The 15,620-nt window shown below is 34.9% G+C and carries 14 protein-coding genes; all 14 read left to right on the forward strand.

Going from position 1 to position 15,620, the window contains the following annotated elements; translation table 11 throughout:
* Positions 1-33 precede the first annotated feature (33 nt).
* The 14 genes from rfbA to TL18_RS00375 all read left to right on the forward strand — a co-directional run bounded on the left by rfbA (position 34) and on the right by TL18_RS00375 (position 15,539).
* Positions 34-900: a glucose-1-phosphate thymidylyltransferase RfbA gene (gene rfbA, locus TL18_RS00310; RefSeq protein WP_067039667.1), complete on the forward strand. Its 867-nt coding sequence runs from the start codon at positions 34-36 to the stop codon at positions 898-900.
* Between the two features lie 7 nt (positions 901-907).
* Entirely contained in the window at positions 908-1,468 is a 561-nt protein-coding gene (gene rfbC / locus TL18_RS00315; RefSeq protein ID WP_067039670.1) for a dTDP-4-dehydrorhamnose 3,5-epimerase, read from the forward strand.
* Between the two features lie 5 nt (positions 1,469-1,473).
* Positions 1,474-2,481: a dTDP-glucose 4,6-dehydratase gene (gene rfbB, locus TL18_RS00320; RefSeq protein ID WP_067039674.1), complete on the forward strand. Its 1,008-nt coding sequence runs from the start codon at positions 1,474-1,476 to the stop codon at positions 2,479-2,481.
* Positions 2,482-2,609: 128 nt separating this feature from the next.
* Positions 2,610-2,876 (forward strand): hypothetical protein, encoded by a 267-nt coding sequence (locus tag TL18_RS00325; protein ID WP_067039677.1) that lies wholly within the window; start codon positions 2,610-2,612, stop codon positions 2,874-2,876.
* A complete protein-coding gene (locus TL18_RS00330) occupies positions 2,877-3,158 on the forward strand; it encodes a hypothetical protein (protein WP_067039679.1) in 282 nt (93 codons plus the stop codon).
* Between the two features lie 15 nt (positions 3,159-3,173).
* Complete coding sequence (locus TL18_RS00335; RefSeq protein ID WP_067039682.1) at positions 3,174-4,265, forward strand: CDP-glycerol glycerophosphotransferase family protein; 1,092 nt, start codon at positions 3,174-3,176, stop codon at positions 4,263-4,265.
* A 1-nt stretch (position 4,266) separates the two neighbouring features.
* Positions 4,267-5,226 (forward strand): glycosyltransferase family 2 protein, encoded by a 960-nt coding sequence (locus tag TL18_RS00340; RefSeq protein ID WP_067039685.1) that lies wholly within the window; start codon positions 4,267-4,269, stop codon positions 5,224-5,226.
* A 1-nt stretch (position 5,227) separates the two neighbouring features.
* Positions 5,228-6,187: a glycosyltransferase family 2 protein gene (locus tag TL18_RS00345; RefSeq protein WP_067039688.1), complete on the forward strand. Its 960-nt coding sequence runs from the start codon at positions 5,228-5,230 to the stop codon at positions 6,185-6,187.
* Positions 6,188-6,199: 12 nt separating this feature from the next.
* Positions 6,200-7,057 (forward strand): glycosyltransferase family 2 protein, encoded by an 858-nt coding sequence (locus TL18_RS00350; RefSeq protein WP_067039691.1) that lies wholly within the window; start codon positions 6,200-6,202, stop codon positions 7,055-7,057.
* Positions 7,058-7,110: 53 nt separating this feature from the next.
* Positions 7,111-8,514: an undecaprenyl-phosphate glucose phosphotransferase gene (locus tag TL18_RS00355; protein ID WP_067039694.1), complete on the forward strand. Its 1,404-nt coding sequence runs from the start codon at positions 7,111-7,113 to the stop codon at positions 8,512-8,514.
* Between the two features lie 155 nt (positions 8,515-8,669).
* Positions 8,670-11,330: an OB-fold nucleic acid binding domain-containing protein gene (locus tag TL18_RS00360; protein WP_231483619.1), complete on the forward strand. Its 2,661-nt coding sequence runs from the start codon at positions 8,670-8,672 to the stop codon at positions 11,328-11,330.
* Between the two features lie 22 nt (positions 11,331-11,352).
* Positions 11,353-12,288, forward strand: a complete 936-nt coding sequence (gene radA / locus TL18_RS00365; protein ID WP_067039697.1) for a DNA repair and recombination protein RadA — start codon at positions 11,353-11,355, stop codon at positions 12,286-12,288.
* Between the two features lie 60 nt (positions 12,289-12,348).
* Entirely contained in the window at positions 12,349-13,254 is a 906-nt protein-coding gene (locus tag TL18_RS00370) for an AEC family transporter (RefSeq protein ID WP_067039700.1), read from the forward strand.
* Between the two features lie 299 nt (positions 13,255-13,553).
* A complete protein-coding gene (locus TL18_RS00375) occupies positions 13,554-15,539 on the forward strand; it encodes a CoB--CoM heterodisulfide reductase iron-sulfur subunit A family protein (protein ID WP_067039703.1) in 1,986 nt (661 codons plus the stop codon).
* Positions 15,540-15,620 lie beyond the last annotated feature (81 nt).

A 15,620-nucleotide genomic window follows, 5' to 3' on the forward strand; every position in this document is an offset into this window, starting at 1 on the left:
TATGAGAAATAATAGATTAATTAAGTGATTATTATGAAAGGTATAGTACTTGCAGGCGGTTCTGGAACACGTCTTTATCCTATTACAAAGGCGGTTTCAAAACAGTTATTGCCTTTATATGATAAACCAATGATTTATTATCCTATTTCTGTTTTAATGCTTGCAGGAATTAAAGAAATATTAATTATAACCACTCCTCGTGACTTGCAAATGTATAAGGATTTGCTGGGTGACGGAGCAAGCCTGGGAATTGAATTTTCATATGCGGTTCAGGAAAATCCCAACGGTATTGCCGATGCATTTATAGTCGGTGAAGAGTTCATTGGAAATGACAATGTCGCATTGATTTTAGGGGACAATATATTTCATGGACACAGATTCACAGAAATACTCGAAAGGGCAACAACTTTACAGGAAGGTGCTGTGGTATTCGGTTACTACACCAATAATCCTGAAGACTTCGGTGTTGTTGAGTTTGACAGGGAGTGGAATGTTTTGTCCATTGAGGAAAAACCCGAAAAGCCAAAGTCAAATTATATCGTGCCGGGATTATATTTCTACGATAATGATGTTATCGAAATAGCCAAAAACATCAAGCCGTCTTCAAGAGGGGAAATTGAAATTACTTCAGTCAATGAGGAATATCTCAGGCGAGGAAAACTAAAAGTTGAACTTTTGGGAAGAGGTATGGTTTGGCTTGATTCAGGAACCCATGAAGGTCTTTTGGAAGGAGCCAATTTCATTGAAACAATCCAAAAAAGGCAAGGACTATACATTGCATGCCTTGAAGAAATCGCATATCTTAAAGGATACATTGATGAAGAGCAGTTATTGAAAACAGCCGAAGAATTGAAAAAGACAGACTATGGCCAATATTTATTTGATTTAGTTAAAAAGTGATGATTATATGGGAAAATTTAAATTTATAGAGACAGGCATTGAAGGCATGTTTCTTGTGGAGCCTACAGTTTTTGAAGACAATAGGGGGTATTTCATGGAAACATACCAGCAGAATGATTTTAAGGATGCCGGACATGATTTAACATTTGTTCAGGATAATCAATCCAAATCAAGTAAAGGAGTTTTAAGGGGTCTGCATTTTCAAATAAATTATCCCCAAGGAAAATTAGTCCGCGTCATTAAGGGAGAAGTTTTTGATGTCGGTGTTGACTTGAGGGCCGATTCTTCCACCTACGGCAAATGGTTTGGAGCTATACTGTCTGATGAAAATAAAAAGCAATTGTATATTCCGCCAAAATTCGCTCACGGATTTTTAGTATTGTCCGATGAAGCCGAATTTCTTTATAAATGCACAGAATTTTACCATGGTGAAGATGAAAGCGGAATCAAGTGGGATGACGAAGACATAGCTATCGATTGGCCATTGGATGGTATCGATGAAATAATTCTATCAGAAAAGGATAAGCAGTGGAAAAGTTTAAAGGAATCTCAAATTAAGTATGAGTGATTATTATGACAAAAATTTTGGTTACAGGCGGGGCAGGATTCATAGGAAGTAATTTCATTAGGTACATGGTAAATAAATACTCTGAATTTGAAATTATCAATTTTGACGCATTGACTTACTGTGGAAACCTTGAAAACTTGAGGGATATTGAAAATAAAGATAACTATTCATTTGTAAAAGGTGACATTAGAGACAAGGACACCGTAGATGATTTGGTCAGGAAATCTGATTATGTAATTAATTTTGCCGCCGAAAGTCATGTCGACAGAAGCATAGAAGATCCTGAAATATTTATCAAGTCCAATGTTTTGGGAACACAGGTTCTGCTTAATGCCGCAAAGGAAAACGGCATTGAAAAGTTCATTCAGATTTCTACAGATGAAGTTTACGGCACATTAGGCAGCGATGGATATTTCACTGAAGATACCCCATTACAGCCAAACAGCCCGTATTCCGCTTCAAAAGCTGGCGGAGATTTGATTACCCGTGCTTTTGGTGAGACTTACGGTTTGCCAATCAACATTACCCGATGTTCAAATAATTATGGACCTTACCAGTTTCCGGAAAAACTGATTCCATTAATGATTTCAAATGCTTTGGAAAATAAGAAATTGCCCCTTTACGGTGATGGAAAGAATGTTAGGGATTGGCTTCATGTCCGTGACCATTGCGCAGCTATTGATTTGGTATTGCAGGAAGGCAAAATCGGTGAAGTCTATAACATTGGGGGAAACAACGAAAAGCAAAACATTGAAATTGTTAAGCTGATATTGGATGAATTGGGTAAGGACGAATCATTGATTGAGTTCGTAACCGATAGATTGGGTCATGACAGGCGTTATGCAATAGATTCTACTAAAATTCAAGATGATTTGGGCTGGAAACCTGAATATTCATTTGAAAATGGTATTAAAGAAACAATTCAATGGTATTTGGATAATCAGGATTGGATTAATCAGGTTAAAAGCGGCCAATACCAGGAATACTATGAAAAGATGTATTTGAACAGGTAACTTTTACACTTGAAATATACCTCTTTTTTGAAAATTTAGTATTTAAGATAATTTTATATATTATTTTATTTAAAATTGAATAATGTAACTTTAAATAATATTATTTAATTTGGGGAAATGGTGATTTGATGTTGGAGCAATATTTACCTTTTGTAGCATTAATTGTTTTTGGTAATATTGAAAACTTGGTTTTGTCTTCTCAAGGTGTTGTAGCAGGAGTAAACCCTATTAAATTAGGTATTGCAAGTATTTGTTGTGTTTCAGCATGGCTTATTATTGGAACGTTTGCAACACAAATGTTAATACAATACGTTGATTTCATTAATTTTATTGGCGGTTTTGCAATTTTCGTTTTAGGTCTTCAAGCAATGATTAAATCAGCAAGGGGTGTTTAAATGGATGGCAGTTTAAAACAATTCATCGGTTTAATAGTTTTCGGAAACATTGAAAACCTGATTCTTGCTGCTCAGGGTGTTGATGCCCATGTTAATCCATTGGGACTAGCTTCCTTAAGTTTATTAGCTGTTATTTGCTGGCTTTTAATTGGAACATTCGGTACCAGATTTGCAATGAAATATGCCAGACATATCAGTTTCATCGGCGGTCTTGCAATTTTCATTTTAGGTCTTCAAGCCATGGCCGAATCCATCCCAGGCATAATCGCATTTTTCCACTAATATCGTTGATTTAACATGTCATTTTTAAAGCATAAAATATATGGAATGTTATTTTCCCTATTTAAGATTTTCCCAATTAACAAAAACAGAGTTTCATTTGTCATAGACTCCAACAAATCCTTTGAGGGCAATCTGGATTATATTAAAAAGGAGTTTGAAAGAAGGGGAGATTTCGAATTCAACTTTTTTTACAAGGATAAAATTTCATTTAATGATTTTAAAAATCTGGCGACTTCAAAATTCGTATTTTTAAATGATAACTTTTTCCCACTTGCCTTCATGAATTTTAAGGATGAAACATCCGTCATTCAATTATGGCATGCTCCGGGAGCTTCCAAAAAATTTGGCGGATCTGTATGCAGCGATGAAGAGCGAGAGATGTTATCAAAAGCCAGTGACAATACTGATTTTTTAATAACCTCTTCCAAAAATGTTGAAGATGAATATGCCGAAGCGTTTCAGATAGACAAATCAAAAATCAAACCTTTAGGCCTTCCAAGAATAGACTATTATTTTGAAAATCATGATGTTGATGGGATTAAATCTGAATTCTGTCAAAAATATAATGTTTCCCCCGATAAGAAAATCATTCTTTATGCTCCAACCTTTAGGGATGAGAAGAAATACAATAACGTATTTGATTATCTTGATTTGGAAGACTTTAACGAAGCGTTGGGCGAAGAGTATGTTTTTGCTTTAAGGTTGCATCCTAAAATCAGGGATTTCTATGATGGGGACATTTCCTCAAAAGGCAAATACATTGATGTAAGCAGTTTCAAAAGCGAGCAAGAGCTGATGCTGATCAGCGACATGTTAATCACTGATTATTCATCCATAATGATTGAATATGCGATTTTGAAAAGGCCTATTGTATTTTTCACATATGACTTGGATAGCTATTTATCAAATGAACGCGGTTTTTATTATGATTTTAAGGAAACTGTTCCGGGACCAATTGTTTATACTTGTGAAGAACTAATTAATGTTATAGAGAACAATGAATTCGATGAGAGGAAAATTTCGGATTTTGTTCGCACACAATTTGATGCAATTGACGGTGAATCATCTAAAAGAATAACAGATTTTCTTTTAAATGAAGGTAGGTAATATGGATAATATTGATGTTAGTGTTATAGTTCCCGTTTATAATTTGTCGGAATATATAGGAAATACCCTTGATTCAATCATCTATCAGGATTTTAAGAATTTCGAACTGATAGTCATCGATGACGGGTCAACCGATAACAGCCTGGAAATTATAAACGATAAGTTATCCAGATCAAATCTGAATTACAATGTGATTCATCAGGAAAACGGTGGCGTAAGCAATGCCCGAAACAAGGGAATTGAAATGGCTAAAGGAAACTATCTTGTTTTTGTCGACGGCGATGACTACATTACCGGAAACCATTTGTCTGAACTTTACAACGGCAAGACAGACTTTAGTTTAATACAGCTTGTAAAGAAGGACGGCGACAAGCTATCCACTCCTCATCATTATTCAAGAAGTGAAATTTCATGCAAGGACTTCATCAAAAAGGAATTGAACATGGAAATACCTTTTAATTTTTGCCAATTAATGTATAAGGCAAGCATTATCAAAGAAAACAATATTAGGTTTAATACTGATGCAGTTTATGGCGAAGACACTGAATTTGCACTTAAGGCATTGGCTTTCGGCGATAGGATAGCCATCAGCAATGAAGTGACTTATTATTATATTCAAAGGGAGGATTCCGCAATAAGGACATCAGATTTTAAACGTTTTGAAATAGTGGGAATTTTTGAAAATCTGGCGGAATTTTATAAAGGCATGGGCCAGAATGATTTATCTAATCTTATAATAACCTCAAGAATACCAAAAGCCATTTTCGGAAACATGAACTATTTTTTCTATAACGATTATGATTTTGATGAAGTAATCGGCAAAATGAAAGAATTGGACCTATTTGAAAAATTGTCAAAATATGAAGGGGACAAGAAATTCGCATATAAGATAAAGCTATTCTTTTTAAATCCAAAAATATATTATAAAATGTGGAAAAAATTCAAAAATTCAATTGATTGATATGAAGGTTTCTGTAGTAACGCCAAATTATAATGGGGAAAGATTTCTTAAAACTTTTCTTGAATCGCTAAATGAAGACAGCGAATATATCGGAGAGGTAATTATCGTAGATAACGGATCCAGCGATAACAGCAGGCAGTATCTTAAAAACAGCTCCTTTAATTTTCCCCTTGTTTTGATAGAAAATTCAGAAAATGTCGGCTTTTCACCGGCAGTCAATCAGGGGATTTTAGAATCCCAAAACGATTTGATTTTTTCAATAAACAATGACACAGAAATTAAAAAAGGTTCAATAAAGGCTTTGATAGACTTGATTACATCCAGCGATGATATTTTTTCGGTGCAGGCCAAAATGCTTCAGTACAACAATAAGGAACTGATAGACGATGCCGGCGATGAATACAACTTGCTTGCATGGACTAAAAAAACAGGCGAAAACCACCGTTCAGATGAATACACCGAAGTCAAAGACATATTTTCTAGCTGTGCTGGGGCGGCAATGTATAAAAAATCTGTTTTGGATGAAATCGGATTGTTTGATGACAATTTTTTTGCATATATGGAAGATGTTGATTTGGCAATAAGATCAAGAATCCATGGCTATAGGAATCTGTTATGCCCGGATGCTGTTGTCTATCATATCGGAAGCGCAACTTCAGGAAGCAGACATAACGAGTTCAAGGTAAGGCTTGCGGCCCGTAACAATGTATGGGTTGTCTATAAGAACCTTCCGATTCCTCTTAAAATCGTTAATTTCATTTTCCTGTTTTTAGGATTCTTAATTAAATATTTGTTTTTTGTAAAAAAGGGATTCGGTTCCACTTATCTGGATGGCCTGAAGGAAGGGTTGTCTACCAGAGGCAAAATCAGCAAGGTAAAATTCGAATTTGAAAATACGATAAATTATTTTAAAATCGAATACAGATTAATTATTAACACTCTTAAATTTTTAAAAAGATAATCAGTGAGTCTTATGGATCTTTCAGTTGTAATTGTAAATTATCAAACATACGAGTTAACTAAAAATACGGTTAATTCCATTTTTGAATATGATTATCCTTTTAGCTATGAAATTTTTGTGGTGGATAATGCTTCCAGTGATGATAGTTTATCCAAATTGCAGGATTATTTCAAGGATAGGGTAAATTTCATTGCTTCTAGCGAAAACAATGGTTTTGCAGCCGGAAACAATCAGGCATTGAGAATGGCCAAGGGAAGATATGTTTTGCTTTTAAATTCAGATACCATAGTTTGGCAAGACACTTTGGAAAATATTTACAACTATATGGAAAAGCATCAGGATGTCGGAGCATGCGGCTGCAGGGTTCTTTTGGAAAACGGCCAACTCGACAAAGCATGCAAGAGAAGTTTTCCAAACGTCAAGAACTCTTTTTTCAGATTGTTCCACATACCGACCAACAGCAAGGATGACAACTATAATCTTGATAATCTGCCTGACGATGAAATTTATGAAATCGACTGCCTTACCGGAGCGTTCATGTTCATTAGGAATAAGGCTCTTGATGAGGTTGGATTTTTGGATGAAACATTTTTCATGTACGGTGAAGACATAGACCTATGTTATAGGATTAAAAAGGCCGGCTGGAAGATAATTTATTATGGAGAGTCAAAAATAACTCATTTGAAGGGTGCAAGCAGTAAAAAACAGAAGTCTAAATTAATTTATGAATTTTACCGTGCGATGTACATTTATTATAAAAAACATCATGCTGATGAGTCATCATTTATTGTCAATTTCGTTGTTTATTTGGGAATTGCCTTATTATGTGTTTTAAAGCTATTTTTAAATTTATTTAAAAAGAAAAATTAATTAATGTAATACAACAAATAAGTGTATTGAAACTAGTTTTTTTGGTAATTGTCATGATAAAAGAGAATCAACGAATATTGAACATAACTTTAGTATTACTGGATGTTATAGTGATTGCTCTAGCATTCATATGTTCATTTTTTTTGAGGTTTAAAACGACATTTTTCGGTCCTATTGGAGCTCATTTAGGTTTTCAAAGTTATCTTATATTTTTCACATTCGCTGTGGTGCCTGTTTATCTGATTTTGTATTTTGCGTTTGGGCTTTATAAGCCGCGTAGAACATATAGGACTAATTTTTCCGAAGCAACACAGATTATAAAGGTTAACATTTTAGCTTTTATAACATTAGTTTCTATTCTGTTTATCATAAATCAACCAAACTTTTCAAGGATAATGATGTTCCTATTGGCTATCATTGCAACAACCTTTGGAATTATTGAAAGATTGATTATTAGGGAAAGTTTAAAGAAAATCAGGATAAATAACAGGAACATCAAGCATATTTTAATTGTAGGAGATAATGATCTGGCTTTTACATTTGCGCGAAGAATTCATGAAAATCCTTATTTAGGTTTTGTCGTCAGCGGTTTTTTAGGACGTTCAGAACATATCGGCATGGAAATTGAAGGAAGTAGAGTAATTGGAGCTTTCAAGGACATAGATGATATTCTTGATAAGCATAGGTATGATAGGGTTGTTCTGGCAATTCCTTTGAAGTATTATTATCGTATCGACGAGCTTGTGGAAAGCTGCGAAAGAGTTGGAATCAAGGCGGAAATCATTCCGGATTACATTAGGTACTTCCCGGCACAGCCGTCAGTAGACATGATAGAGGACATTCCAATCATCAATATCCGTTATGTTCCGTTGGATGACGATTTTAATAAGTTCTTGAAATATACTTCAGACTATATAATTTCAATAATAGCTATTATTATAACATCTCCCGTCATGATTTTGACAGCAATTGCAATCAAATTAACCTCTCCGGGCCCAATTATCTTCAAGCAGGAAAGAATAGGCCACAATGCTAAGCCGTTCATGATGTATAAGTTCCGCAGTATGAAGGTTCAAGATCCGAATGAGGAAAAATCAGAATGGACAACAAAGGACGATCCGAGAAAAACCAAAGTCGGAGACTTTATTAGAAAAACTAGTATCGATGAGTTGCCACAATTTTTCAATGTTTTAAAAGGAGATATGAGTGTTGTTGGTCCAAGACCTGAAAGGCCATATTTTGTAGAACAATTTAAGGAGACCATTCCAAAATACATGGTCAAGCATCAAGTCAAGCCGGGGTTGACCGGTTGGGCTCAAATTCATGGATGTCGTGGAGACACATCTATTGCACAACGTATTGAATATGATATAGAGTACGTAGAGAACTGGCATATGGGTTTAGATTTGGCTATAATGATTAAAACCACAGTCAAGAAAAATCCTAATGCATATTAGTTATTTTACGCATTTTCACACATCTGCACTTAAGTAATATTTATATAAATTTTTTTTATTAAGTAGTATATAGATTACTTTTCAAATGCTCTCTCTAATACTTTATATACATTCCAATTATAAATTAATAATTAACTTTCTATGAGGGGTTTGGTATGCAAGAAGAAATTTTAGAATTATACGAAAAAATTAAAGATCAAATTTCACAAGAGCAATTCCAAGTTGAAATGAACGAAGTTCGTGAAAGCTTTGGATTAGATTTTGTAGATGACTTAGACTGTGCTCGTGAAGTCTTAAAAAATCATGGAATTGATGTTTCATCAATAGTACCTCAAAAAGAAAACGAAGCAACCGAAGAGCTACCTTTTGAAATATCATCCGATGATGATGCAGGAGAAGTAAATCAAGAAGAACAAGGATTTACAATGACTGAAGAGATACAGGAAAAGTATGATAAGGTTAAGGACTTAATCACCGAAGAGGAATTCCTTTCCAGAATGAACGATTTTAAAAGTCAGGAAGTGGATAATCCTTTCATGAATGCTTCCGGATTTGCTGACATGGTAGTCGGCGAATTGATAACTGAAGAAGTTGAAGTGGTTTCAGAAAAACCGGAATATGCAGTTGACACTATCGACAAACTTGAAGAAGGAAGCAAAGATGTTACCATTTCCGGTAGAGTAATTTCAATTTCAAATCCAAGATCATTTAAAACTCGAAAAGGGCAAAACGGTGAAGTTTGCAATGTCGAGTTAAAAGACAACACCGGTGAAATTAGAGCTGTATTCTGGACTCAAAACATTAAACTTCTTAAAAATATCAAAGAAGGAAACATTATTCAAATCAAAAATGTCGATATCAAAGACGGATTTTCCGGATTAGAGGCAAATTTAAGACCTAGATCAACTGTTAAACAGTTAGCTGAAGATCCTTCTAAATTCCCTGAATATGAAGAGACAATTACAGACATTGCTGATATCAAACCGGACACTAAAGTGAATGTTATTGCAAGAATTGTTAGAATTCCAACTATCAGAAGCTATGAAAAGAATGGAAAAGAAGGAAAAGTTGCTTCAATAGAATTGCAAGACGCTTCCGGAAAAATCTCATACACCTTATGGAATAAAAATGTTGAATTGATTGACAGTTTAAAATTAGAAGACGGAGATACAGTCAAAATAATTCAAGCCCAAGCCCGTGAAAGAATTGACAGAGATGGAAATAGCGAAATTTCCTTAACTCATTGGGATGGTAGAATTATTAAAGGCGATTTTGATGTTCCTGAAGTTGAACAGGAGTTTACCCCAATCGCCGATTTAAGTGAGCAAAAGGATGTTTCAATTATAGGTATTGTTTCAAGACTCCAGGATGTTAGAACATTTACCAGAAAAACTGATGGCAATGAAGGAAAATTAAGGAATTTTGATGTAAGGGATGTAACCGGCGAAATTAGGGTTACACTCTGGGGTGATGATACAGATCTGCCAATAAAGAAAGGAGACATTGTAAAAATTATCGGCGGTGATGTAAGATATGATGAGTACACCCAAAGCCAATATTCAATGAATACTAATTTTAATACTCAAATCACTATTAACCCGGAAAATCTACCAATTGAAGAGCTTGATGAATTGGAGTCATTAAAAAATGAATTAAGACCAACCCCTATTGGCGAGATTTATACAATTGATGATGATGGTATAGAGATTGATGTTGTAGGTAGAATTCTATCAGTTGAGGATATTAACGAGTTCCAAAGAGATGACGGCTCCGTTGGTATAGTCCGTTCAGTCCTCTTTGCTGACGAATCAGGCAAAGTTAGATTGGCTTTATGGAATGAACGTGCACAGGAAGATTATAAAGTTGGAGACGCATATCAAATCGAAAATGCAAGAACCAGACTTGGAATGTACAGTGTAGATTTAAACATCGGAACTACTTCCCGTGTAATTAAATTATCCGAAGAACAAGCATCCGCTAGGTTCATACCTGAATTATCCACTTTAGAGAAAACATTATATGATTATAAGAAGATTTCTGACCTTGATGAAGATGATCAAGATGTTATCGTCATTGGTAGAATCATTGAATTATATGAAGTCCGTAAATTCGATAGGGATAATGGGGATGAAGGTTTTGTTAGAAATATGGAAGTTGCTGACGATACAGGTTCTCTTAAAGTTGTCCTTTGGGACGACGATGCTAAAAAGGAATTTGAAGTAGGTCAGCCAATTAAATTACAAAATCCTCGCTTATCTTTAGATATGGATAATCGTATAGAAGCAAATGTAAATAGAAGTACAGCTATTCTTGAACCTAGTGAAAGCGAATTGGAGAAATTACCTTCCCAAGAAGAATTAATGGAAGCGATCTATGTTTCAAAACCTATTGAAGCTTTAACTGAAGATGACACAAATGTTTGTGTAACTGGTACCATTAAAGAAGTTTTTACTCAAAGAACTATTCTTAAAAAATGTCCAAACTGCAGAGCTAATGTTGAAGAAACTGATGACGAATATATTTGTGATAATTGTGGTAATGTATTTGATGAGCCTGATTACATTCTTATGATTCCAACCAGGATTGAAGATGATACCGGTGAAATTCAAGTTACATTCTTTGATAATTTAGCCGAAGAATTAATCGGAATGAAAAAAGAGGAAATTGTTAGCCTTGTTGAAGATGGTTATTCAATTGAAGATAAGATTGAAGATTTGAATGGACAAACCATTGAAATAATTGCTAATGTTAGTTTTGATGAATATAATGAAGAAAATAGGTTAAATCCTAAGAAAATTTTATCTAAATATTTTTAAATGAACGTGAGGAATGATTATTATGGTTGAATTGAGTGATTTACCTGGTGTTGGTGAAAAAACAGCAGAAAAATTAGTAGATGCAGGTTTCGCTGATATGATGAGATTAGCTACTGCTACTCCAAAAGAATTATCTGTTAAAGCAGAAATTGGTGAAGGTGTCGCTGAAAAAGTAATTGAAGCTGCACGTAGAGCTGAAAACATTGATTTTGAAACTGCATTCGATGTACTTGAAAGAAGAAGAGATGTTGGTCACATTACTGTTGGAAGCCAAGAATTCAATGATTTAATCGGTGGAGGAATTGAAACCCAATCTATCACTGAAGTATTCGGTGAATTCGGATCAGGTAAAAGTCAAATTTCCCATGAATTGGCCGTAACAGTACAGTTACCTAAAGAGCTTGGTGGTCTTGATGGTGAATGTGTATTCATCGATACTGAAAATACATTCCGTCCAGAAAGAATTGAACAAATCGCAAATGGTTTTGAATTGGATATTGATGAAGTATTACACAAAATCCATGTTGCCCGTGCATTCAACTCTTCACATCAAATCTTAATGGTGGATAAAATCAATGAACTTATCCAAAGTGGTGTTAATATTAAATTGGTCATTGTAGATTCATTAATGGCACATTTCAGAGCTGAATATGTTGGAAGGGAATCATTAGCTGTAAGACAACAAAAATTAAATCAGCATTTACATTCACTTCAACAAATCGCTAATACATACAATGTTGCTGTATTCATTACCAATCAAGTTCAAGCAAAACCAGATTCCTTCTTTGGAAGTCCTACAAAAGCTATTGGTGGTCACGTTTTAGGTCACGCTTCCACTTACAGAATCTGGCTTAAAAAAGGTTTGGCCGGAAAAAGAATTGCACGTTTAGTCGATTCACCTCATTTGCCTGAAGGTGAATGTGTATTTAAAATTACTAGCGAAGGTATCGTTAGCTAATTTTAACTTTTTTTCTTTTTTTATTAAATTTTAAATACTTTTTTTTAATTAATTATAATTATGAATAATATTGAAATTACTATTTTGTCAATCATCTTAATGATTGCTTTGGGTTATTTTCTTAAAAGAATTGATTTTTTAAGTGAAAGTGATATTGATCCATTTAATAAGATAGTAATGTATATTCTATTGCCCTGCATGATTTTTCATGCGATTTACAGTTCTGATTTGTCCTTGATTCCAAAATTAGGAATTTTGCCTTTTATAGTCATTGTTTCGTCTTTAGTTACTGGGGCAGTTTCCTATTTTGTCTTGAAGAGATTAGGATTTGATGATGTAAGGCTATGGTCTGTTTTAGTAACAGTCATGATTGCCAATACTGGTTTTATGGGATATCCGGTTACTTTAGGAATTTTCGGTCAGGAAGGATTCTTAAGGGCCATATTTTGTGACATGGCAACCTTATGTATCTTTTTATTCTTGTCTTTCCTTTTAATTTTGAGATTCGGAGGCACTATAAAAACAGCATTAAAAAAGATTTTGCTGTTTCCGACTTTGTGGGCTGTGGTTTTGGGTTTGGCTTTCAATTCATGCGGCATTCCTATTGGGCCTGTTTTGGACAATACCATTAACTATTTGGGTCAGGGTGCCATTCCGTTGATAATGATTGCTTTGGGATTGTCCATTGACTTTTCTGCAATATCCAGGAGCAAATCAATGATTGCGTTTACTTCTGTCATGAAACTTGCATTTTTCCCATTCGTTGCATTTGTCATCGCATCCCAATTGGGTTTGGTTGATCTTCAGTATAAGGTTTCTATTGTTGAGGCTGCAATGCCATCCGGAATGATGTCTCTGTTGCTTGCCATAACATACAAACTGGATTATGAATTGACATCGGATTGTATACTAATCAACACTGTAATCTCTTTGATTACACTTCCGCTGATTATCATGATATTATAGTCAAAAAATTTAAAATTTTAATTAACCTAAATTTATTATTTAATCAAATAATCAAGATTTGCCCTTATTTGCTTTGAATATGTTTGTATATTCTTAGTTTAATATTTAAGGGCGATTTTAAGCTTTGTTTATTTCATCATATATAAACTTTACTCCAAGTTTTTGATAGAAAGCTTTATAAATGTGTATTTACTACATTAGTATATCTAATACTATGTAAAAATTTTTATAACTATTTTTAAAATTGCAATTTTTTATATATATTAGATATTTTTCACGACTTGTACAAGGTGAATTATATGGCAGAAGAGATAAATAATGAAGAAATTAGGATAGGTGTTTACGTCTGTCACTGTGGTGTAAACATTGGTGGAGTAGTCGACTGTCCTGACGTTGCTGAGTATGCGAAGTCATTACCTAACGTCGTTTACGCAACCGACTACAAATATATGTGTTCCGATCCGGGTCAAGCTATGATTCAAGAGGACATTAAGGAAAAAGGATTAAACAGAATTGTTGTAGCAGCATGTTCTCCTCGTCTTCACGAACCTACCTTCCGTAGATGTGTAGAAGAAGCAGGATTAAACAAATTCTTGTTTGAATTTGCTAACTTAAGAGAACAAGACTCCTGGGTACACATGGAATTACCTGAAGAAGCTACTGCAAAAGCTAAAGATTTAACACGTATGGCTGTTGCAAAAGCAAGATTACTCGAACCATTAGAAGCTACCAAAGTAGCAGTAGATAACAAAGCATTAGTTATCGGTGGTGGAGTTGCAGGTATTCAAACTTCATTGGACTTAGCTGATATGGGATTCAAAACCTACGTAGTAGAAAGAAACCCAACTATCGGTGGACGTATGGGACAATTAGATAAAACATTCCCAACTCTTGACTGTTCAATGTGTATTTTAGCACCTAAGATGGTAGACTGTGCAAAACACGAAAACATCGAATTAATTTCTTACGCAGAAGTTAAAGAAGTTGACGGATTTATCGGAAACTTCAAAGTAAAAGTTGAGAAAAAACCTAGATATGTAGATGAAGCTTTATGTACTGGATGTGGATCCTGTCAAGAAGCTTGTCCTATCGAAATACCTAACTACTACGACGAAGGTGTAGGTATGGTAAAAGCAGCATTCATCCCATTCCCTCAAGCTGTACCATTATGTGCAACTATCGATAAAGACTACTGTATCGAATGTAACTTATGTGTACAAGCATGTGGACCTGATGCTATCGACCACAACCAACAACCTGAAGAAATTGAATTAGAAGTTGGTACTATCGTTGCTGCTATCGGTTACGACCCATTCGACCCATCCGGAATTTACCAATACGGATACGGCCGTTTCTCAAACGTAATTACTGCTATGGAAATTGAAAGGATGATTAACGCATCCGGTCCTACCGGTGGACACGTTATCAAACCTTCCGACGGTATCGAACCTAAACGTGTTGCATTCATCCACTGTGTAGGTTCAAGAGATGAACAAATCGGTAAACCATACTGTTCCAGAGTATGTTGTATGTACTCCATGAAAAACGCTCAATTATGTATTGACCACGAACCTGACACCGAAGTAACCTGTTACTACATGGATATCCGTTCATTCGGTAAAGGATATGAAGAGTTCTACAAAACATCTCAAGAAAAATACGGTATTGAATTTATCAGAGGTAAACCTGCACAAATCTTCGAAAACGATGATTTAACCTTAACTATCAGAGCAGAAGATACTTTACTCGGTAAAGTAACTGAATACACTTACGATTTAGTTGTATTAAGTGTAGGTCTCGAACACTCCGCTGGATCTGACGAACTCAGACAAACCTTAGGTCTTTCCAGATCTGCAGACGGATTCTACATGGAAGCTCACCCAAAACTCAGACCTGTTGACACCTTAACTGACGGTGTTTACATTGCTGGTGTAGCTCAAGGTCCTAAAGATATTCCTGACTCCGTAGCACAAGGTTCAGCTGCAGCATCCAGAGCAGCAATCCCAATGGCTAGAGGAGAAGTAGAAATCGAACCTATTATTGCATCTAACGATGAGACTGTTTGTGGTGCTTGCCAAGTATGTGTTGAATTATGTCCATTTGATGCTATTTCAATCGCAACTGGTGTAGGTGGAAAAGAATTTGCACAAATTAACTCCGCATTATGTAAAGGATGTGGTACTTGTGTAGGTGCATGTCCATCTGGTGCTATGAACCAACAACACTTCAAAACCGAGCAAATTATGGCACAAATCAGTGCTGCTCTTGAAGACTTAGGTAAATAGATTTAGAGATTAATTTCTCTATTTCTTTTTTTATTTTTTTTATAATTCCAATTTTGATTTTACAGCTTTTTTTCTAAATTG

This window comes from Methanobrevibacter sp. YE315, assembly GCF_001548675.1.
Taxonomy (GTDB): Archaea; Methanobacteriota; Methanobacteria; order Methanobacteriales; family Methanobacteriaceae; genus Methanocatella.